20 protein-coding genes, 2 tRNA genes and 1 rRNA gene are annotated in these 22,320 nt (G+C 29.1%); 18 read left to right on the top strand and 5 right to left on the bottom strand.

What is annotated here, in order from left to right; translation table 11 throughout:
- Positions 1 to 19 precede the first annotated feature (19 nt).
- Both rrf and CDLVIII_RS28530 read left to right on the top strand, forming a co-directional pair.
- A 5S ribosomal RNA gene (gene rrf / locus CDLVIII_RS28535) occupies positions 20 to 136 on the top strand.
- 5 nt (positions 137 to 141) lie between these two features.
- Positions 142 to 217: transfer RNA gene (locus CDLVIII_RS28530), tRNA-Phe, on the top strand.
- 220 nt (positions 218 to 437) lie between these two features.
- Here CDLVIII_RS28530 and CDLVIII_RS28525 read toward each other — a convergent pair.
- Both CDLVIII_RS28525 and CDLVIII_RS28520 read right to left on the bottom strand, forming a co-directional pair.
- Positions 438 to 848 (bottom strand): DUF3785 domain-containing protein, encoded by a 411-nt coding sequence (locus tag CDLVIII_RS28525; protein ID WP_009172961.1) that lies wholly within the window; start codon positions 846 to 848, stop codon positions 438 to 440.
- A 149-nt stretch (positions 849 to 997) separates the two neighbouring features.
- Complete coding sequence (locus CDLVIII_RS28520; protein WP_009172960.1) at positions 998 to 1,675, bottom strand: uracil-DNA glycosylase; 678 nt, start codon at positions 1,673 to 1,675, stop codon at positions 998 to 1,000.
- 177 nt (positions 1,676 to 1,852) lie between these two features.
- Here CDLVIII_RS28520 and CDLVIII_RS28515 point away from each other — a divergent pair, with 177 nt between their 5' ends.
- Complete coding sequence (locus tag CDLVIII_RS28515; RefSeq protein WP_009172959.1) at positions 1,853 to 2,599, top strand: peptidyl-prolyl cis-trans isomerase; 747 nt, start codon at positions 1,853 to 1,855, stop codon at positions 2,597 to 2,599.
- A gap of 224 nt (positions 2,600 to 2,823) precedes the next feature.
- Here the strand turns inward: CDLVIII_RS28515 and CDLVIII_RS28510 are convergent, their stop codons facing one another.
- Positions 2,824 to 3,471, bottom strand: coding sequence for an HAD family phosphatase (locus tag CDLVIII_RS28510; protein WP_009172958.1), 648 nt, complete (start codon positions 3,469 to 3,471; stop codon positions 2,824 to 2,826).
- A 262-nt stretch (positions 3,472 to 3,733) separates the two neighbouring features.
- Positions 3,734 to 3,809: transfer RNA gene (locus CDLVIII_RS28505), tRNA-Pro, on the bottom strand.
- A gap of 330 nt (positions 3,810 to 4,139) precedes the next feature.
- Here CDLVIII_RS28505 and CDLVIII_RS28500 point away from each other — a divergent pair.
- The 3 genes from CDLVIII_RS28500 to rsmI all read left to right on the top strand — a co-directional run bounded on the left by CDLVIII_RS28500 (position 4,140) and on the right by rsmI (position 7,168).
- Positions 4,140 to 5,378, top strand: a complete 1,239-nt coding sequence (locus tag CDLVIII_RS28500) for a C40 family peptidase (protein WP_009172957.1) — start codon at positions 4,140 to 4,142, stop codon at positions 5,376 to 5,378.
- A gap of 193 nt (positions 5,379 to 5,571) precedes the next feature.
- A complete protein-coding gene (locus tag CDLVIII_RS28495; RefSeq protein ID WP_009172956.1) occupies positions 5,572 to 6,321 on the top strand; it encodes a tRNA1(Val) (adenine(37)-N6)-methyltransferase in 750 nt (249 codons plus the stop codon).
- A 1-nt stretch (position 6,322) separates the two neighbouring features.
- On the top strand, positions 6,323 to 7,168 hold the full coding sequence (rsmI, locus tag CDLVIII_RS28490; RefSeq protein WP_009172955.1) for a 16S rRNA (cytidine(1402)-2'-O)-methyltransferase: 846 nt from the start codon (positions 6,323 to 6,325) through the stop codon (positions 7,166 to 7,168).
- 161 nt (positions 7,169 to 7,329) lie between these two features.
- Here the strand turns inward: rsmI and CDLVIII_RS28485 are convergent, their stop codons facing one another.
- Positions 7,330 to 7,575, bottom strand: coding sequence for an AbrB/MazE/SpoVT family DNA-binding domain-containing protein (locus CDLVIII_RS28485; protein WP_009172954.1), 246 nt, complete (start codon positions 7,573 to 7,575; stop codon positions 7,330 to 7,332).
- A gap of 556 nt (positions 7,576 to 8,131) precedes the next feature.
- On the opposite strand from CDLVIII_RS28485, the gene CDLVIII_RS28480 reads away from it, so the two are divergent.
- From CDLVIII_RS28480 to CDLVIII_RS28425, 12 genes are all read left to right on the top strand, one after another.
- Positions 8,132 to 8,722 (top strand): DUF1836 domain-containing protein, encoded by a 591-nt coding sequence (locus CDLVIII_RS28480; protein ID WP_009172953.1) that lies wholly within the window; start codon positions 8,132 to 8,134, stop codon positions 8,720 to 8,722.
- Positions 8,723 to 8,881: 159 nt separating this feature from the next.
- A complete protein-coding gene (locus CDLVIII_RS28475; protein WP_009172952.1) occupies positions 8,882 to 11,167 on the top strand; it encodes an ATP-dependent DNA helicase in 2,286 nt (761 codons plus the stop codon).
- A 301-nt stretch (positions 11,168 to 11,468) separates the two neighbouring features.
- Complete coding sequence (locus tag CDLVIII_RS28470) at positions 11,469 to 12,650, top strand: DegT/DnrJ/EryC1/StrS family aminotransferase (protein ID WP_009172951.1); 1,182 nt, start codon at positions 11,469 to 11,471, stop codon at positions 12,648 to 12,650.
- 66 nt (positions 12,651 to 12,716) lie between these two features.
- Positions 12,717 to 13,295 carry an acyltransferase gene (locus CDLVIII_RS28465; RefSeq protein WP_009172950.1) on the top strand — a complete coding sequence of 193 codons (579 nt, stop codon included), beginning with the start codon at positions 12,717 to 12,719 and terminating at the stop codon, positions 13,293 to 13,295.
- A 134-nt stretch (positions 13,296 to 13,429) separates the two neighbouring features.
- Positions 13,430 to 14,746 carry a nucleotide sugar dehydrogenase gene (locus tag CDLVIII_RS28460; RefSeq protein ID WP_009172949.1) on the top strand — a complete coding sequence of 439 codons (1,317 nt, stop codon included), beginning with the start codon at positions 13,430 to 13,432 and terminating at the stop codon, positions 14,744 to 14,746.
- A 275-nt stretch (positions 14,747 to 15,021) separates the two neighbouring features.
- The gene (gene dltD / locus CDLVIII_RS28455) at positions 15,022 to 16,209 is read left to right on the top strand and encodes a D-alanyl-lipoteichoic acid biosynthesis protein DltD (RefSeq protein ID WP_009172948.1); all 1,188 of its coding nucleotides are present in this window, start codon (positions 15,022 to 15,024) and stop codon (positions 16,207 to 16,209) included.
- Between the two features lie 250 nt (positions 16,210 to 16,459).
- On the top strand, positions 16,460 to 17,626 hold the full coding sequence (gene dltB / locus CDLVIII_RS28450) for a D-alanyl-lipoteichoic acid biosynthesis protein DltB (protein WP_009172946.1): 1,167 nt from the start codon (positions 16,460 to 16,462) through the stop codon (positions 17,624 to 17,626).
- 371 nt (positions 17,627 to 17,997) lie between these two features.
- Positions 17,998 to 18,855: a YihY/virulence factor BrkB family protein gene (locus tag CDLVIII_RS28445; protein ID WP_035301964.1), complete on the top strand. Its 858-nt coding sequence runs from the start codon at positions 17,998 to 18,000 to the stop codon at positions 18,853 to 18,855.
- Between the two features lie 79 nt (positions 18,856 to 18,934).
- Entirely contained in the window at positions 18,935 to 19,282 is a 348-nt protein-coding gene (locus CDLVIII_RS28440; RefSeq protein ID WP_009172944.1) for a single-stranded DNA-binding protein, read from the top strand.
- Positions 19,283 to 20,042: 760 nt separating this feature from the next.
- Entirely contained in the window at positions 20,043 to 20,372 is a 330-nt protein-coding gene (locus CDLVIII_RS28435) for a DUF6514 family protein (RefSeq protein ID WP_009172943.1), read from the top strand.
- A gap of 72 nt (positions 20,373 to 20,444) precedes the next feature.
- A complete protein-coding gene (gene acpS, locus CDLVIII_RS28430; protein WP_009172942.1) occupies positions 20,445 to 20,816 on the top strand; it encodes a holo-ACP synthase in 372 nt (123 codons plus the stop codon).
- A complete protein-coding gene (locus CDLVIII_RS28425) occupies positions 20,816 to 22,318 on the top strand; it encodes a bifunctional ADP-dependent NAD(P)H-hydrate dehydratase/NAD(P)H-hydrate epimerase (protein WP_009172941.1) in 1,503 nt (500 codons plus the stop codon). The genes acpS and CDLVIII_RS28425 overlap by 1 nt, the downstream gene beginning before the upstream one ends.
- Positions 22,319 to 22,320 lie beyond the last annotated feature (2 nt).

The following is a 22,320-nucleotide window of genomic DNA, read 5'->3' as shown; positions in this document are numbered from 1 at the left end:
GATATAATACTATTTGTGATCTGGTGATGATGGCGTAGAGGTAACACTCCTTCCCATTCCGAACAGGAAAGTTAAGGTCTATAGCGCTGATGGTACTGCATGGGAGACTGTGTGGAAGAGTAAGATGTTGCCAGGTAAGATGGCTCGATAGCTCAGTCGGTAGAGCAGAGGACTGAAAATCCTCGTGTCACTGGTTCGATTCCAGTTCGAGCCACCATATTAAAAGCACTAACGTAGGTTAGTGCTTTTTTGTTTTATTGCAAAAAACTTCTATAGTATTAGAATACAAAAATTTCTTAAAGATTTAAAATTATGGACTGTAATAAGGGCTGTAGCGTTGAGAAAATCAACTACAATATGCTGCATAAGAATTTAAAACTTTAATTCAGGATAGTGTAGTTTCTATTTTTTACGCGACAGCCCAATAAATTATACAATTAAACAGTGCATTGTTCCACTGATATTGAATATTCACCGCAATTAGGACATACAGTTACACTAACTATATAACTATCATCCACTTTACCAAATCCAAAAAGCTGATTAAAGGATGTATGTTTATATTCATTACCAATAGTATTGATTACATATTGATTATTTTTTGTGTAAATAAAAAAGTGATATTCTAAATAACGATAAGATTTATTTACCTCTTCTTGAGAGTTGCAAGAACATTTTCCCATGTAATACTCATTTGAGAAGTTTACCTCTTCGCCTTCATTTAAAGCATCTAAAATAATATCCATAGAAAGACCTGAAACCGTAGCTTCATCATCAAAAAATATTCCGTCGCAATTTTCCTTTGTTAATACGTATTCTTTGCCATTATGAGAAAATTTATATTCCACAAAATAACCTCCTTAAGTCAGCAGAATGCTCATATGAATAGTATACACTAGATATCATAAGTATTCATGTAAGTATTAAGTTAAAATTATCTCTTTACAATGATTATTTAGGTGTATTAAGAATGACAATATTGAAATATGTATATATTCTATATATTCTCAATTTGCCAGTCTATTGGTGTTTGATTAGTAGAAACTAAAAAGTCATTTGTTTTTGAAAATGGTCTACTGCCAAAAAAGCCTCTTGAGGCTGATAAGGGACTAGGATGAACTGATTTTATGATAAAATGCTTTGGATTAGTAATTAAACTAGTCTTTGAAATAGCATTATTTCCCCAGAGAATAAAAACTATAGGAGTTTCCTTTTCATTTAATATGGTAATAATCCTATTAGTAAATTCCTCCCAACCTTTGTTCCTATGCGAGTTGGCTTCGCCAGCTCTGACAGTAAGTACTGTATTTAATAATAAAACACCTTGATCAGCCCATTTTTTAAGATAGCCATTGTTTGGAATATAGCATCCTAAGTCATCATGAAGCTCCTTGTAGATGTTAATTAAAGATGGTGGAGCTTTTACACCAGGATTAACAGAAAAGCTTAAGCCATGTGCCTGTTTAGGACCGTGATAAGGATCCTGTCCTAAGATAACGACCTTAACATCACTATAAGGTGTAAAATGCAACGCATTAAAAAGATCATACATATTTGGATAGATGATCTTAGAGTTATATTCATTGACTAAAAATTTTCTTAATTTAAGATAATAATCTTTATGAAATTCGGATTCTAAATAATTTTTCCAATCGTTTTTTAATATTTCAGACATAACATCACCCGAAATTATTATAACATTATATTACAGATTTATGTATATTAGATTATATTGACTAAAAATATTTGCTCATTATTGTTGTTTGAAGGGTCAGATGCTGTTAAAATGGAATGTATAAAACAAATTACTAAGAAAAATAATATAAAATATTTATTATAAAGGAGAATTTACATGGAAAATAAAGTATTAGCTATTGCAGCAGGACATGAAATAACAGAAAAAGATTTAAATGCGATTATCAGCAGGTATCCTCAAGAACAAAGAGGCGCATTACAAAGTGAAGAAAAGAGAAAACAATTAGTAGAGCAATTAATTTCATTTGAATTAATGAATAAGTTCGGAAAAGAAATAAACATAGATAAAACACAAGAATATAAAGATGCCATAGAAAACATATCAAAGGAAGTTATAACTTCAATGGCAATAAATAAGATATTAGCTGATGTAACAGTTACAGATGATGAAGTTAATAAATATTATGAAGATAATAAAGAATCTTTTGGTAAACCAGCTACAGTTTCTGCTCGACATATTTTAGTTGAAACAGAAGAAGAAGCTAAAAAGGCTAAGGAAGAAATTTTAAGTGAACAAATATCATTTGGGGATGCTGCAATGAAGTATTCAATGTGTCCATCAAATATGCAAGGTGGAAATCTAGGTGAATTTTCAAAAGGAATGATGGTACCAGAATTTGAAGAAGCTGCATTTGATGCTGAAATAGGTACAATTACTGAGCCAGTTAAAACTCAATTTGGATATCATTTAATATTAGTAGATGCAAAAAACGAAGCATCAGTTACTAGCTTTGATGAAGTAAAGGATAATGTTTTAAATGAATTAGTAAAACAAAACCAACATACTAAGTATGAGCAAATTTTAAAGGAATTAGAAGGAAAGTATGGAGTTGAGAGAAAGTAATTTCTTGCGACAATCAAGTAGTTATTTCTATAATAGTTCTAAAGTTACTAAGTAAAATACTAATAGGACACAAATTAGATTTTAACAGCTACAATAAAAAACAGCTGCATTCTGGTTAAAGAATGTAGCTGTTTTCGCGTATAAAGGATTTTAATGTTGAAATGTTACAAAATAAGTATGATATAAAAAATATATATTGTTATATAAGATTATAGTATGCTTAGCTACTCTAATAAGTCTAAAAATGAGGTAATATATTCATCCGCGTACTTAAGAAAATCCTCCCTTGAATTTAAGCATTCAGTATCTTCTACTGCAATTACCTTCATGTCCGCACATTTTGCAGCTTGTACAGCAGGCAGGATATCTTCAAATACAACACAATTCTTTGGATCAATGCCTAATTTTTTGGCAGCTAGTAAATATACATCGGGAGAATCTTTACCATTAGAGACTTCATCGGTAGTTGTGATTGAATCAAAATAATCATAAACTTTATTATTTTTTAAGCAAGCTTCCAACAGAGAGTGAGAATTACTGGTAGCTAAAGCGATTTTTATTTTATTAGATTTTAAATAATCTAAGAATTTCAGCACTCCTGATTTTAATTTTACATTATTAGAGTAATGATAATAGGCCATATCATGCCAATCAGCTACTATTTTTTCTATGGAATCATTGAGTTTAAATTTTTCTTTAAAATAAATAGCAGTTTGAGTAAAACTTAAATGTTCAATATCATTTTTTAAATTTTCAGGCACAGTATAACCCTTATCTTTTAGGTAATCAGTATCAATTTTACTCCAAACCCACATGGAATCAACTAGAGTCCCATCTAAGTCAAAGATTGCAGCCTTTATATTATTTAACATGTATACCTCCATAAATTATTACTGGTGATATTTACAAAGCTATTATAATAATTATAAATTGATTTGTAATTACTATATATGTTGCAATTAAAAATTTGCAACGTACAATTGGCAATTAGCGGTGAAGTCTTTACAGAATTTTTACAACAATTGCTAATTTTAAATTGTGCATAGCCAATTGCAATATATATAATAAAAGGATAAATAAAAAAACTTAAGGATTGTCCCTAAGTTAATATTTGTATATTTTAGATAATATTTTTGGTCGGGGTGACAGGGATTGAACCTGCGACCTCATGGTCCCAAACCACGCGCGCTCCCAGCTGCGCCACACCCCGTAGCCATTTATAATTATATATTCAAGTGAGTTTTATGTCAAGGATTTTGATATTCATAGTAAAACAAGTATTTATAATATTAATACATATAGTTACAACTTAAGAATTATAATATAAAGTTTACATATTAATCTAGTTGATGAAAAATTTAAAGATTGAGAAAGATAAAGAATGAGTTAGAAAAAGAGGGGAATACGGACAATATACAGATATTACTAGGATAAACTAAATTCTCGCCAGATATAAGAATTGTCCATCTTTACTGAAAGTGTTATAATTGTCTGAGAATATAGATTGATGGAGGAGGGAAGGTTTGACAACCGATAATGAATGAAAAGCAGAATTCTAGCTATTACGTTAGCGACAGTAATCGTTGTAGGTAGCTCTATACCTGTGTTTGCGACGCCGGATAATCAACAATTAAGTGATTCGAGACAAAAATATGCAGATATTCAAAGTAAAATAACAGATATTGAAAATAAGATCTACGATTTAGATACACAGATAGAACCGCTACAAGTAACAGTAGATAAAAATAAAAAAGAAATAACAAGTATAAATAATACTATTGATAATACTACAAAAGATATTGAACAATGTAAGAAAGATATTAATACATTAGATTTAGCTTTGGGACAAAGAGTTAAAGCAATGTATACATCAGGAGATTTAGAATTTAGTTATTTAAATTTTATTCTTGAGTCAGAATCAACAAGTGATTTCTTTTCAAGAGCAGAGGCTGTGAGCAAGATATTAGGTAAAGATAAAGCTGCAATAGAAGAAGTTACAAGTAAAAAGGAAGAATTAAATAATAAAATTCAATCCTTAGAAGATAAAAAATCTGAAATAGATAAGCTTAACAAAGAAATACAAACTAATTTAGATGAATTAGATGGAAAGAAAAAAGAAGAGGAAACATTATCAGCTCAAGCAAAAGATGAAAAAAGTAAGTTTGATGCGCAATATTTATCACAATTAGAAAGAGACACTGTAAAGACTCAGTTTGATGTTATAGATAATTCTAATAGTTCAGCAGCAGATCTTCAAGCAGCGATTGATCAATTAAGAAATATTAGAGATAATCAAATTAAGAGTGAAATTGTTACTTCTGAAATAAATGATAAAATAGAGAAAGCCAAAGCTGCAGTATCAACTAAAAAAGCAGCCGAAGTAAAATTTGCTACTTCTACAGCAAGTAGAGGTGCAAAAGTTGCTGTGCCATCAGCTGGAAATGCTCAAGCCATTTTAAATGAAGCATATGCACAATTAGGAAAACCATATGTGTGGGGAGCAACTGGTGCAAATAGTTTCGATTGTTCAGGATTTACTCAATATGTATATGAAAATGCTGCAGGTGTTGATATATCTAGAACAACTTACTCACAAATAAATCAAGGACAAGCTGTTAGTCAAGATCAGCTTCAACCGGGAGATTTAGTATTTACACATCCAGGCCATGTTGGAATATATGTTGGGAACGGCCAAATGATTAATGCGCCACAAACAGGTGATGTAGTCAAAGTAGCACCGGTATATAGTTTTTATGCAGCAAGAAGAATTTTAAACTAGTTAACATAAGAAATTAGTTGTTAACATCTGATTTCAAGAGATAGTCCTTCTGTTTAAATACAGAAGGACTTTTTTTATTTGATTTGCGATGTTATAATGTGGAATGTATATAAGATCTATAATTTCATAGAAATATTAATAAATTTATAAGAGTATAAGCAAAATTCACATGAAGAAGTCAGAGGAAAAATAAATGGATAGCAAATTAGAATATATAAAAGAAGATGAGACAGTAGATGATTTACAACTTAAAGGATTAAATTTGATTCAAAAGAAGGATGGATTTAAATTTGGCATAGATGCTGTACTATTATCTGATTTTGCCTGTGTAAAAAACAAGCATAGGGTAATTGATCTATGTACAGGAACAGGAATAATACCATTTTTAATATATGGAAAGTATGAGCCTAAGAGTATATATGGGTTGGAAATACAGGAAGATATGGTTGAAATGGCTAAAAGAAGTGTGAAACTAAATTCTTTAGATGAAAAAATTTGCTTTATAAATGAAGATTTAAAAAATGTAGATTTTTTGAAGAAACTTGAAAAGTTTGATGTAGTTACAGTAAATCCACCATATAAATTGAATAATTCAGGTATAATTAATCCAAATGATAAGCTGGCAATAGCCAGACATGAAATATTATGCAATTTAGAAGACGTGATTAATGCAGCGAGAACTTTATTAAAAGATAATGGCAGGCTTTTCATGATACATAGGCCGGAACGTTTAGCAGACATTTTTACTTTAATGAGGAAATACAAGATAGAGCCTAAGAGGATAAAAATGATTCATCCTAAAATGGGAAAAGCGCCTAATATTGTTTTGGTTGAGGGACAAAGAGATGGAGGAGCATATTTGAAATGGGAAGCTCCATTGTATGTCTATGATGATAATGGAAAATATACTAAGGAAATTGATTCAATATACTGGAGGATATGATATGAGCAATGGAAAATTATATTTAGTGCCAACTCCAATTGGAAATTTAAAAGATATTACATTACGAGCATTAGAAACTTTACAAGAAGCTGATTTTATTGCGGCGGAAGATACAAGACAAACATTAAAATTGTTAAATCATTTTGAAATTAAAAAGCCTTTAATTAGTTATCATAAATTTAATGAACAGATAAAAAGTGATAAAATTATAGAATTGCTTATGGAAGGTAAAAATGTAGCATTGGTTTCAGATGCAGGAACACCTGGAATATCAGATCCGGGAAGCGTTATTGTTGAAAGATGTATAGAAAAAATGATTGATTTTGAAGTACTTCCAGGAGCAACAGCAATAACTACAGCGTTAGTTTATTCAGGTTTAGATACAACTAAATTCTTATTTAGAGGCTTTTTACCTAGAGAAAATAAAGATCGAAAGGTAGTAGCAGAAGAACTTTTGCAAAGCCAAGAGACAATTATATTTTATGAGGCGCCGCATAGATTATTAGATACGTTAACATTTTTAAATGAAACATTTGGAAATAGAAAGATTGCAGTATGTAGAGAATTAACAAAAATATATCAGGAAATATTTAGAGGTACTATGAGCCAGGCGATTGAGTATTTTATAGAAAATAAGCCTAGAGGAGAATTTGTACTTGTAATTGAAGGAAAAAAACTTGAGGAAATAAAGGAAGAACAAAGAGAAGCATGGATAAGTTTATCCATTGAAGATCATATAAGAAAACACATAGATGAAGGAATGGATAAAAAATCAGCAATAAAACTTGTGGCTAAAGAAAGAGAATTGCCTAAAAGTGAAGTGTATAAGTTTTCGACTGATATATAATATATTACTTAATTTAGTTATTTGAGAAAAGCATTAATCTAATTAAAGCAAACAATTTTGCAGAAGAAAGACTATCTCAAAATTATTGAGATAGTCTCTTTAAAAATAAATATATAATTTATTTATTATTTTACAATAGGTAAACTTATTAAATAAAAATATTATCTGTTATTTTTAATTTCATCTAAACATTTAGTACAAATGTTTTTACCTTTGTAGTTAATTACATCTCTTGCATCTCCACAGAAAATACAAGCTGGTTCATATTTCTTTAAGATTATTTGCTCACCGTCTACATAAATTTCTAATGCATCTTTTTCAGCAATATCTAAAGTTCTTCTAAGTTCTATAGGAATAACTATTCTTCCTAACTCATCTACTCTTCTAACTACACCTGTTGATTTCATAAAAAACTCCTCCTAATTCCATGATTCGACATTCTACTATGATATATTACCAAGTATGTAATATAAAGTCAATGGATATTTCTCTTTATTTATAAGAAATTACAAATTTCAACCTTAATAAACATCTTATATAAAATATACTACCATATTTTAGAAAAGTCAAGAGAATTTATTTACTAAATTATAGTGGGGATTTTAAAAAATAAATCAATAAATCCAACTTATAACAACAATTGAAAAATATTAATATGTAAAGTAAGCAAATTGTCTATAATATGCTAAATTTATTTACAAAAAAAAGAATAAAATCAGTATATTAACTATTTTGCAGAAACGCGGAGAATATAAGTGATAATGTCGAGCAATTACATAAATTAGATATTTTTTTGCTACTAGTCTACTTAGGATTTCATTAATCACATAATTATAATAATTTGGGAAAATATATATTTAGGAAAAATAAATTAGTAACACGCTGTTTAAAGTAACTTGTAACGAGTTCATAATTACTATATAATCTATATATATTTAAAATTGGAAAGTATAGGTGTATAAAATGGGAAAAAAATTTGATTCTAATTATATAAAAGAGTTAGCGGAGGAAATGTCCAAAAATAGTTCAGTCTCATATGAAGAGCTTCCTAAATATGATTTGTTTTTATCCCAAGTAATAGATTATTTGAATGATAAATTTGTGGATGAAAGGTTTACTAATAACATAGTTCAAAATTATACTAAAAGCGAAGTTATAACAAAACCAGAGGATGGTAAAAAACGAGGATATACTAAAATGCATTTAGTTCAGTTAGTATTACTAGGTTATATGAGACCACTCTTGACTACAGAAGAAATAAAAAAGGTTTTTAGACTTGCTTTCAATGAAATAAATGATAGAAATGATGATATATTATCATGGGAAGATGCTTACAAGACGTTTACACAAATACAAAAAGAAAGCTTTGATGATTACTTTTTAACTTCCTTAAACCATGAGAAGAAAATAGAAGAAATAATTAAAAATTTCGATTTGAAAGAAGATGATGAAGAGAGAATAAAGATTTTCTTATTAGTTCTTTCACTAATAGCTCAAGCAAGCGTTATTAAAAAGTTAGTTCAAAAAATAGTTAATGAGTATGAAACAGAATAGTAAAATAAATATATAAATATGTTAAGAACACTTACTTAATTTGATGTCTAAATAGTTATAATACAAATTAAGTAAGTGTTTTACGTGTAAGGTAAAGAACTAAAAGTTAACTTATATTATTCGAAATAGTGTTAGAAGTTATTACAGAGGAGAATAGAGATGGATAAGGTTATAATAAAGGAATCTGTAAGAAATCTAGTTGAGTTCTGTCTTAAGAGTGGTGACATAGATAATAGATTTTCGGGAAGTGCCAGAGCGGTGGAAGGTACAAAGGCACATCAAAAACTTCAAGATGATAATTTGAGTATTTATAAAAATTATGAAAAAGAAGTATATTTAAGTTATGTCTTTGAAACAAAGAAGAGTTTAATAAATATTGAAGGACGAGCAGATGGGATTATAATACAGGATGATAGAATAATAATTGAGGAAATTAAATCAACCTATAAAAACTTTGCATATATAGATGATTTGAATGAAGTACACTGGGCGCAGGCAAAAGTATATGCTTTAATTTATTGTAAACAAAATAATATTCAAAATATTTATGTAAGGTTATCGTACGTGCAGCTTGAAACAAGTGAAGTTAAAAGTTTTGAAAAACAATTTACTATAGAAGAATTAGAGAAGTTTATAGAAGCAATATTAGAGGAATATGAGAAATTTGTTAGTTTGATTTATCAACAAAAAAATAGAAGAAATGAGTCTATAAGAACTCTTAGTTTTCCTTTTGATAAGTATAGAGAAGGACAAAGAAAACTAATAAATATATCATATCAGACGATGAAGGAAAAAGAAATTCTATTTGCGCAGGCACCGACTGGTATAGGAAAAACAATATCAACGATATTTCCGGCAGTAAAGGCTTTAGGAGAGGAGATTGGTGAGCGGATTATATATCTAACAGCTAAGACCATAAATAGGCAGGTTGCAGAGGAAACGTTTGAAAGATTGAGGACAAAGGGCTTGAAGTTTAAGAGCATAGTAATTACTGCTAAAGAAAAAATATGCAGCAATGATAACTTTGATTGCAATCCAGAGAAATGTAAATATGCAAAGAACTATTATGGTAAGGTGAAAGAAGTAATATTTTATATTTTAGAGAATGAAGAAAGAATTTCCAGGGAAATATTGCAGGAATATGCTGAAAGATATGAAGTGTGTCCTTTTGAGTTATCTTTAGACTTAAGCCTTTATTGCGATGGAATTATTGGAGATTACAATTATATTTTTGATCCGAGGGTATCATTAACGCGTGTGCTAGAAAGCAAAGGGAATATAGTCCTAGTTGATGAAGCGCATAATTTAATAGATAGGTCAAGAAACATGTATTCTGCATCTTTATGTAAGAATGAAATATTAAAGTGCAAAAAGTTAACTAAAGGCAAACTTAATAAATTACATGCTATATTAAGAAAAATCAACGATTATTTTGTTGAATTAAGAAATGAGTGTGAAGATAAAGAAGTAACATGGCTTTGTGAGGAAGGCTTACCAAGTGAACTAAGTAAGCACTTACAATTATATCTAAGAGAGAGTGAAGAAATTTTAGTAAGAGGAAACAAATTTGAAGGATATGAAGAAATATTGCAGTTATACTTTGACATAAATGCTTTCGTTTCTACAATGCAGTTATATGACGAAAATTACAGGACTTGCATGGAAAAAGAAGCACAAGAACTTATGTTAACATTATATTGTATAAATCCAGCTAAAAACTTAAAAGAATATTTAAAACGATGTAATTCAGTAATATTCTTTTCAGCGACACTAACACCACTAAAATATTATATTGAAATGCTTGGAGGTACTGATGAAACTTATAGAATAAAACTTCCATCGCCTTTTAATAAAGAAAATTTAAAAGTTTATGTTAGCCCAATTAATATTAGATATTCGCATAGACAAAGAACATTGAAATTGGTTAAAGATAAGATTTTAGATTTTGTGAAAGATAAGCTGGGAAATTACATGATTTTCTCACCATCATATGCATATATGGAATTATTATATGAGGAAATAGGCAAATCTCCTATTGAAGGCTTCGAATTTGTAAAGCAGAAGAAAAACATGAGTGAGGAAGAGAAGAGTGAATTTTTAAATGAGTTTAAAATAAAGAATAACTTGCTGATGTTTTGCGTACTTGGAGGTATGTTCTCAGAAGGTATAGATTTGCCAGGAGAGCAACTAATAGGAAGCGTTATAATAGGTGTAGGCTATCCAATGATAGATATGAAAAATGAAGTTATAAAAGAATTTTATAGAGAACGTGGATATGAGTATGCATACATATTCCCAGGAATAAATAAAGTACAACAAGCTGCAGGGAGAGTAATAAGAACAGAAAATGATAAAGGCAGAGTTTTGCTTATTGATGACAGATATGTAAGCAACAATTATAAAGTATTACTGCCTAGTGAGTGGTACCCCATTGGCAAGTTATGAGTTGAGGAAGGAAAGCTACTGGCTTTTCAAAAAACATAATTCAAGAAATTTCTGAAAGAGATTTCAACATTAACTCATAACTTTTAACTTATAATTCTTAACTTATCAAGAGTACGTTGTTAATTGAAAATAAGTATGTTAAAATATTCATGTTAGTTTTTTGGAATGAAAGACGTTTTGGATAAAATTTGAATATTTGCTAAGTTTAGTTGAGTTAAAATGATAAATGTATAACTCTTCAATAAATAAGAAGAATTATTATAAAAATAACATATTTTCGTAAAATTAAGGAGCGAGGAAAATGAATATTCCATTAATTGATTTAAAAGCTCAATATAAATCTGTTTCTGAAGATTTAGATAGAGTAACTAAAGAAGTACTTTCTTCTGCAAATTATATTATGGGTAAGAACGTAGTAGAATTTGAAAAGGAATTTGCAGAATATATAGGTGTTAAGCATGCAATATCAGTAGGAAATGGAACAGATGCATTAGTTATTGCATTAAAATCTTTGGGGATAGGAAGCGGAGATGAAGTAATAACTTCTACATTTACATATTTTGCTTCAGCAGAGTCTATTTCAGCAGTTGGTGCGACTCCAGTTTTTGTTGATGTGGAAAAAGAAACATTTAATATAGATCCAGCTAAGATAGAAGAAAAGATCACTAAGAAAACAAAAGCCATTATACCTGTCCATATTTTTGGGCAAAGTGCTAGAATGGATGAAATAAATGAAATAGCAAAGAAACATAATTTAAAAGTTATAGAAGATGCGGCTCAAGCAGTGGGATCTAAATATAAAGGAAAGATGATAGGAACTTTAGGCGATGCAGCATGCTTCTCATTTTTCCCAACTAAAAATTTATCATGTGCCGGAGATGGTGGTATGATAGTTACAAATGATGATAATATAGCTATAGTAGCAAGAGCCTTAAGAACCCATGGAAGTGGAGAAAATGGACAAAAAGCTTTTAACTTCTTGAATAATATAAAAGAAGAAATAGAAACTTCTAAGGATGGCGATGATACAGTATATAATCCTTTAAAATATTATAACTATTTAATTGGCTTCAATTCTAGATTAGATGCTATTCAGGCAGCAATTCTAAGGGTTAAATTGCCACATTTAGATAAGTGGAATGAAGGAAGAAGAAAAATAGCTAAAATATATGATGAAAAACTAAAGAATTCAAATGTGGTAACACCGGTTGTGGATAAAGAAAATGACCCTATATATCACCAATATGTGCTTCAATGCGAGGATAGGGAAACTATGCTTACAAAGCTTAAAGAAAAAGGAGTTGCAACTGGAGTTTATTATCCAGTTCCATTGCATTTACAAAAGGTATATAAGGATCTTGGATATAAAGAAGGCGATATGCCGGTTGCTGAATACTTATCTCATAGAACTTTTGCAATACCAGTTTATCCAGAGTTAACAGAAACTGAGGTAGATTATATTATTGAAAGCATAAAAGCCTAGAATTTGTAGAGTAAGATGTTATTTTGATACTTATAGAATAAATATGAATATGTGGAGACTAATATTATGAGCGATAATTATTTTGTACATGAGTCAAGCTATGTAGATGATAATGTGAAAATAGGAGATGGAACAAAGATATGGCATTTTTCTCATGTAATGAGCAATTGTGAAATTGGGGAGAAGTGTAACATAGGCCAAAATGTTGTAATATCACCAGGCGTAAAAATTGGAAATGGTGTAAAAATACAAAATAATGTGTCTGTTTATACAGGTGTTATTTGTGAAGATGATGTATTCTTAGGACCATCATGTGTATTTACCAATGTAGTAAATCCAAGAAGCTTTATAGAAAGAAAAAGTGAATATAGGGAAACTGTAATTGGAAAAGGTGCATCTATTGGAGCAAATGTTACGATTGTATGTGGACATAATATAGGCAGATTTGCACTAGTAGGAGCTGGAGCAGTAGTTACTAAACATATACCAGATTATGCGCTAGTTGTAGGAAATCCAGCAAATATATTAGGATATGTGTGCGAGTGTGGAGAAAGACTTGAATTTAAGGATGAACATGCAAGTTGCAAAGCTTGTGGAAAGAATTATAATAAGAATGATGAAAAAGTAGAATGTATAAATGACTAATAGATAGAAGTGAATATTAGGATTAAAAATATAAAGAAATTCTTTAAGAATTTCATCATTAACTGTTAACTGTATATTGCTTGCAGGATACCATAAGGGCATAAACTGTTAACTGAAAATTGTGGAGGTATAAGATGTCAATGTTAAAACAACAATTATTAGACAAGATAAACAATAGAACTGCAAAGGTTGGTGTCGTTGGACTTGGATACGTTGGATTGCCATTAGCGGTAGAAAAGGCTAATGCAGGATATCAAACTATTGGTTTTGATGTTCAAGAACAAAAAGTAAAAATGGTTAATGAAGGAAAAAATTATATAGGTGATGTAGTAGATGAAACTCTAAAGAAGTTAGTAGAAGCAAAGACTTTACAAGCAACTACAGATTTTAGTTTTGTTAAAGATGTAGACACTATTTGTATCTGTGTTCCTACACCATTAGATTTATATAAGCAGCCAGATTTATCATATGTTGTTTCTTCAACAAAGAGTGTTGCAGAATATTTACATAAAGGTATGCTTGTAATTCTTGAAAGTACTACATACCCAGGAACAACAGAAGAAGTTCTTAAGCCAATTTTAGAGGAAAGCGGATTGAAATGTGGAGAAGATTTCTTCTTAGCTTTCTCACCAGAAAGAGTTGATCCGGGAAATAAGGATTTCAACACTAAAAATACTCCAAAAGTTGTTGGAGGATGTTCTGAAGATTGTACTGAAGTTGCAGCAGCACTATATAGAAATATATTAGAAGGGGATATACATACTGTATCATCACCAGCTGTAGCAGAAATGGAAAAGATATTAGAAAATACTTTTAGAAACATAAATATTGGATTAGCTAATGAAATGGCTATTTTATGTAATAGAATGGGAATAGATGTATGGGAAGTTATTGATGCAGCAAAAACAAAACCATATGGGTTCATGCCATTTTATCCAGGTCCAGGTCTTGGAGGACATTGTATTCCACTTGATCCATTTTATTTAGAATGGAAAGCAAAAGAATATGATTATCACACAAGACTAATTGAAACATCAGGGGAAATTAATGATTCAATGCCAGAATTTGTTCTTGATAATGTTATGAAAATTTTAAATAAGAATAAAAAAGCGTTAAATGGAGCTAAAGTTTTATTAATGGGTGTTGCATATAAAAATGACATAGATGATTATAGAGAATCACCAGCATTTAAAGTAATAGAATTACTAGAAAAGAATGGTGCGGATCTAAAGGTAAATGATCCTTATTGTCCAACATCTAAATATAAAGGTAAAGTCTACAATTCAGTAGATTGGAAAGAAGTTATTGATGAGGCTGATATTGTAATCATAACAACAAATCATAGCTGCTATGATTATGAATCGATTGTTTCTAGAGCCAAGGTTGTATATGATACAAGAAATGCTACTAAAAATGTAGTTAACAATAGAGATAAAATTTATAAATTATAATAAAATCTTAAATAGTACATTTATATGTAAAAGGGTATATTCGTGAAGTTTTTAGTCAAGAATATATCTTTTTGCTTGTACTACAATAAAAGCTTTGATATTTTTGGAAAAATTTATAAAAAGCTAATTTCTATATATTAATGAATGTTTTATTGACACTGGTAGGTATAGAATAATATTATAAACATAGAGTAATTTACTCTATTGAAGAATATTTTTATCAATAAGTTAACTTTTACAAATTAGTAATTTAACGACAAAGAGGTTGTTGCATAATGAAAAAGATAATAAGCTTAATAATACCGATAATCATCGTAATATTTATTACAATTACGATGAATACAATATTAGATAGACAAATACAAGTATTAACCAAAGAAAAAGATGTAAGTGCTCTTGGAAAACTAAGATTTGATACAGTAAAGGATAAAAGCTCGTTAGATAAGAAAATGTTGTCTGATAACGGAAATATGTTTTTGCTTGGATCATCCGAACTTGGAATAAGCGTTCCTCAAAATCCATTAGATTTTTTCCCGTTTAATGGTGCTAATTATAATTTAAGCTGTTTTGGAAGACCATTTACTCAAGATTTACAAGAAGCCTCATATTTAGGAGGAGGAGACATAGAGGATAACCAGAAAGTTGTCTATGTACTCTCCATTCAGTGGTTTGAAGATGAGGATGGATTACAGCCAGATCAGTATGCAGCAAATTTTTCAGAAGTACAGTTTTATAATTTTTTAAAGAATCCTAAAATAAGTGAAGAAAATAAACGATATTATGCTCAAAGGGTATATGATTTTCTAACAAAAGCTAAAGAAAATCAGCCAGAAGCATATTATGCAAAGCTTTATTTAGATTCAAGCGCTTTTGCCAATATGCAAAAAATTCTACTTTCACCATATTATGAAGTTAAGCAATATTTATTAGGTATTCAAGATAAAGCATTAATTTACCAGAAGCTTAAGGGCCTACCTAATAAGAACTCTGGACCAATATTAAGAACTATAAATTGGGATGATGAATATGCTAAAGTTGAGAAGGACAATGAAAAGATCGTATCTACGAATAATCAATTTAATTTGGAAGACAAGCTTTATAATTGGACTTTAAAAGATAATATTGATAAGCATAAAGGGGAGTCTGAAAATGAAAATCTCATGACATCTAAAGAAATGGATGATTATAAGTTCTTCTTAAGTGTGTGTAAAGATCTTGATATAAAACCTTACATAGTTATACCTCCAGTTAATGGATGGTTTTATGATTTTCAGGGGCTTACTAAGGACAAAAGAAAAGAATGGGATGAAAAAGTAAATGAAATAGCAAAAGATAATAATCTTGATGTTCTTGATTTACAAGCCTATGATTATAAAAAACATTTCTTAGTAGATACAAAGCATTTAGGAGAAGAAGGGTGGCTTAGGGTAAGTGAAGGAATTTATAAATATTTTAATAAATAATAAAGATTTTAAGAGATCTGCAATGCTGACAATTGCATTAGTTTTAATATTAATGGTATATATTTTTCAAGCATCAACAGATTTGCCATTTGTTTATAGTCAATTTTAAGTGTAATTAATGTTTATAGAGTTAAAAAATACTTAGTAAAGAGTTTATTCTCATAAAGTAGTGCTATAAACAAAGACTACAATAATTTAAATTAATATATAGTTATGAAATTGACAGAAATAAACTTATGGAGGAATTGAAATGACATTAGTTGAATATGGAGATTATTTTTATTTATATATACTTGCAATCGCATTGATACCAGCTATTATTTTAGGACTTTTAGAAAAGAATATTAAATATTATGGGATTTTTATATCTATTTTAATGATATTAGCAATAATGGGGATAGGGAAGGTATTTCCGCTATTCTTGGTCGGAGAGATTGCTTTAATTAAGATATATTCTGCTTTAAGAAAAAAAACAGATAATAAATATTTATACTATCTTATCTTATTTTGTTCGATGTTACCGTTGATTATCCTAAAAATAAGTGGAGCAGTTAGTATAAAGACCATTGGATTTATAGGGCTTTCATATATGAATTTTAAAGCTATTCAAATGGTTATTGAAATATATGATAAAAATATAAAAGAAGTCAGTATATTAAATACATTATATTTCTTTATATTTTTTACGACATTAACTTCTGGGCCAATAGACAGATCTAGAAGATTTGAAAGTGATTTAGAGAAGAAGATAACCAGAGAAGAATATATAAATAATTATTTAGGTTTTGGTGTGAAAAAAATAATCATAGGTATAGTATATAAATTTGTTGTAGCAAATTTGATTAATTCCCTATGGATGAGTCAAATTCCAGTACTTGCAAGCATTCATGAAAAAGCATTGATAATTAAATATTCAATAAATTATATGTACTCATATAGTTTGTATCTATTTTTTGATTTTGCAGGATATACAGCTTTTGCCGTAGGGACAAGCTATATTTTGGGAATTAAAATGCCAGAAAATTTCAATAAACCTTTCTTAAGTAAAGATATGAAGGAATTTTGGACTAGATGGCATATATCATTATCTAAATGGTTTGGAGATTATATATATTCAAGATTTGTATTAAATAGTATGAGAAAAAAAAGATTCAAAAACAGATTTATTGCTTCTCATGCGGGGCAAATGTTAACAATGTTTATTATGGGAATGTGGCATGGGCTAAAATGGTATTATATAATATATGGAATATATCAAGGATTAGCATTAGTTGCAACTGATATATATCAAAGAAGATCTAAATTTTACAAAACTCATAAAAAGAAAAAATGGTTCCAATATGCTCAAGTTGTGATAACATTTCATATAGCGTGCTTTGGACTATTAATTTTTTCAGGATATTGGTTTAGTAACTAATCGTTCAAGTAGTATTATTAAACATAATAATACTATATATAATAAAGTTCTTTCATGACTATCTTTATACTTTGAAGATAGTCATTTTTTTGTACAAAAAGCTATATGATTTTCTCAGTGGATAAAGTTTATGGGACTAGGAACTATAAAAGTTTTAGTTAACAATTAAAATGTAGCAGAGTCACTTTGTTATATGAACTAATCCGAACGGAGAGTATTCTGAAGAGCTTTATCAAATAAGCCTTGCATTAGTATACAGACATCCACTATATTACATAGAATTAATAAAAATAGAATAAAATAAGTATTGTAATTTTAAATTGAGTGTTATAAAAGTAAATATTTTAAGAGAAGACTGGTGATAGGAACATATGATGATTAAAAATTTAAAGAATAAAATAAACTTATTAATGAGCCTTATAGAAAAAGTAAAAAAAGATGATGTATTCGCATTAGCATCTCAATTGGCATATTATCTAATGCTATCATTCTTTCCATTTATATTGTTTTTAATGACATTAGCAGGTCTTAGTAGTTTGAGTTCCAGTGATGTATTAAATCAGCTCAGCGTAATGCTACCCAAAAGTATATTAGATTTAACGCAATCAACAATACAGGAAGTATTTGATAATGAGTATACTGGATTATTAGGAATATCTATTCTACTAATGGTATGGACGTCATCATCTGCGTTTAAAGCTATAATTAATAGTGTAAATAAAGCATATGATTTTAAGGAAAATAGATCTTTTATTAAACTTTCGATTATTTCAATCGCAGGAATATTGGCACTAGCATTAACTATGATATTGTCTTTAATAATATTGGTCTTTGGAAATGTAATAAGTGAATACATCGAAAAATTTCATTCGGTTTACAGAGTAATGTTGGCTCTTTGGGGTATATTTAGATATACTTTTATATTTATTATTATGATAATTATATTTGTTGGTATCTATATATTTGCACCAGCCCAAAAACTTATATGGATAGAAGTCATTCCAGGATCCATATTTAGCACTATAGGATGGATTATAGTATCATTAGGATTTTCTTTTTATGTTGATAACTTTGGAAATTATTCAAGATTCTATGGAAGCCTTGGCGCTGTATTTATACTTATGACTTGGTTATTTTTAATATCAATTATATTTATTCTAGGAATAGAAATAAATTTTGTTATAAATCAAAATAAAAATAAAAATAAAACTCATGTAATAAAATCATAAATAAATTTTTTTATTTTAGGTGAATATAAATTATTGAACTGGATATAACTTTAGAAGAAAAATATTCAGGAGGTAAGAAATGAATAAAATAATATTATTAGGAAGATTAGTTAAAGACCCTGAACTTAGGCACACTGAGAACGGTGATAAAATTTATACTAAATTTACTATTGCAGTACAGAGAAATTTTAGATTACCCGATGGAGTTAGAGAAGCCGATTTTATACCAATCAAAGTTTGGGGCAAAAAAGCTGAGGTTATTGTTAGGTATATGAAGAAAGGAAGTCTTATAACATTAAGTGGAAGGCTTAGAACAGGTAGTTATGAAGATAAAGATGGAAACAGAAAATATATAGCAGAAGTTGTGGCAGAGGATTTTAAGTTTCTTGAAAATAGAAAAGCTCAAGCACAAGATTTTGAAGAGTAGTAGTTGATTTACATATTAATTTTAGCAAAAATAAATATATAAAGCGACTTGTACAAGAAGTAAAAAGGTTATCTAGATTATGTTATTGAGGTGAATTGATGTGAATTTAGATAACTTTTTTATATAAGCCTTAATTTTGGAAACATATATATTTAATAAAATTAGATGTATAAATAAATTATTTTCCCTAAGATAGTTCATTAATGAAATGTTGTTTTTTTGTAAAGAGTATATTTAATGAAAAGATAACAACTTCAATTGATAAAGGTTATAGTAAATAGTATAATCTTTTTGTGTTAAGCGTTCTAAGCATAGAAACATATTTTATATGTTATTAAGATGAAAAAAATTTTTCAATCCAATTAAATAAATTTTTTTAAAAGTGTTGTAATTATGTGAATATATGTTATAATAATAGCATGTAAACGATATCCGTGATATATTTCAATTGTGGTAAAGTAGAGAGAGATTTTGAGGTAAAAAAAGAGCTGTTAGCTCTTTTTTTATTTTACAATAAATACAAGGCACATTAAAATATGCATATAATATTTAAAGAGAAAATATTGTATTTCGACATATAGTATTTAAAAAATAAGGGCATTAAGTATCTATATGTTGTAAAAGCTAAATGAAGAAGTTTTATTGTCAATAAAAAATATATAAATATTGAAAACATGGACATGCTTTGACAATTTATTGATATGCTATGTGATAGTATAAAGTTGTAGGCAAAAATATTATATTAGGGAGTTGAGAGGTTATGAATTTAGTTGAGGAGTATTCATCTATTAATTGTGATGGTGATGTAGAATTTAGATATGCATATAGACTCATAAAAAAAGATTATAAGGGAATAACAGCATACGGTATTGAAATTGAAAGAAAAGATTATGTTGACTTAAAAAATGTAAACCTAGAGAGAGAAAGAATAGATATGATATCAATTCACAGGCATAAAGTGAAACAGATACTAATGAAGTTATATAATAATCAAGTATCTCCACTTCACTTAGTTGATATTGTGGGTGCATATGCAGATGAACATGTATACGAATTTGATACTGGAATAAATGAAAAAGTTATAAATTAGGCTGAAGGTATATCAATAATTAAATATTTACGCTAATATATGGTAAGATATTACTAAGAAAGGCGGTCAAATATGATTATTGGAATTGGCACAGATATAATAGAAATTAATAGAATAGAGAAAGCAGTAAATAGAACAAAAAATTTTATTATAAAATCATTTACTAATAGTGAAATTGAATATTTCAACTCAAAGGGACTCAAAAGTAATATAATTGCAGGTAATTTTGCAGCCAAGGAAGCTGTCAGTAAAGCATTAGGAACTGGTTTTAGAGGATTTGGACTTAAAGATATTGAAATATTACGAGATTCATTGGGAAAGCCAGTTGTGCATCTTAGTGATAAGCTTTATAAGCTGATAGACATAAAAGAATTCAATATCCATATTAGTATTTCACATAGTAAGGAAAATGCAATTGCCTATGCAGTAATGGAGGTAATATAATGTATGAAGTTTTTTCGGCTAAACAATGCAAGGAAATGGATAGACAAAGCATTGAGGAAATTGGAATACCTGGAATTGTGCTTATGGAAAATGCTGCAATAGGAATATTTAAAGAAGTGGTAGAAAAGGGAGAATCATTTTTAATTTTATGTGGTAAGGGCAATAATGGAGGCGATGCATTAGCATTATGCAGACATTTGGTATTTGCCGGAAAAAGGGTAAAGGTTTATATTGTGAGCAAAGATAAAAGTTATACAAATGATTTTAGAGTTAATTTTAATATCTTAGAGAAATTAATTGATAAAAAAGATCTTGTGTTCATAAAGTCAGAAGATGACATAAATGATGATGTAATCGATGATTTGAAAAATTACGATGTAGTGGTTGATGGAATTTTTGGGGTTGGTCTTAATAGAGATTTAGAAGGAATGTTTAAAAAAATAATAGAGCATATAAATTGTTATGCAAAGTTAGTTACAGCTATTGATATTCCATCTGGCTTGGATAGTGATTCAGGGAAAGAGAGAGGAATTGCCGTACATGCAAATTTTACATATACATTTGAAGTTGTTAAACAAGGATTTTTAAATTATGAAGCGATTAATTGTGTCGGAACTTTAAAGATATTAAAAATAGGAATACCAGAGCGAATAAAAAAGAGTAATTCTGAGAGGTTTTATATTCTTGAAGAAAAGGAATACAAAGGATTTATTCCCAAAAGGCTCGTGTATGGACATAAGGGCAATTATGGCAGAGCATTGATTGTAGCGGGAAGAAAAGGATTTACGGGTGCAGCTTTGATTACAACGGAATGTACTATTAGGGCAGGAGCTGGATTGACTACATTAATATGTAAGGACGAAGTTCAATCAGTACTAGCAGGTAGAATACTAGAAGCTATGACATTAACTTGGAATGAGGATGTAGGTAAGTTATTAAGGAATGCAGCGACTATTGCTTTTGGACCTGGAGTTGGAACTGGCGATAGAGAGATGAATATGCTGGAGAAAATTATAAATGAAAGTAAGTGCCCAATTGTTATTGATGCAGATGGGATTATTTTATTAGGAAGAAATAAATCTTTATTAGATAAATTAAGAGGCAGGGCAATTATTACCCCACATCCAGGTGAAATGGCACAATTTCTTGGAGTGACTATTGATGAGGTAGAATCAAATAGAATTAAAATAGCCAAAGAAGTTGCAAAGCAATATGGGATAGTTGTGCTATTAAAAGGATATAATACTGTGATTTCAAATGGAAAGTATATTTATATAAATCCTACCGGTAATAGTAAAATGGCATCGGGAGGTATGGGAGACGCGTTAACTGGAATAATAAATGCATTTCTTTCACAGGGAGTTAATTTAGAACAATCAGTTCTTTTAGGTGCATACATTCATGGGAATATAGCGGATAGGTTAGGCAAAGAAGTTTACATAGTAAATGCAAGAGATATTATAGATGAATTACCTAAAGAAATTAACAGTATTATTACTTAATT

Source organism: Clostridium sp. DL-VIII (assembly GCF_000230835.1).
Lineage (GTDB): Bacteria > Bacillota > Clostridia > Clostridiales > Clostridiaceae > Clostridium.
This window is presented reverse-complemented; position numbering and strand designations above follow the sequence as displayed.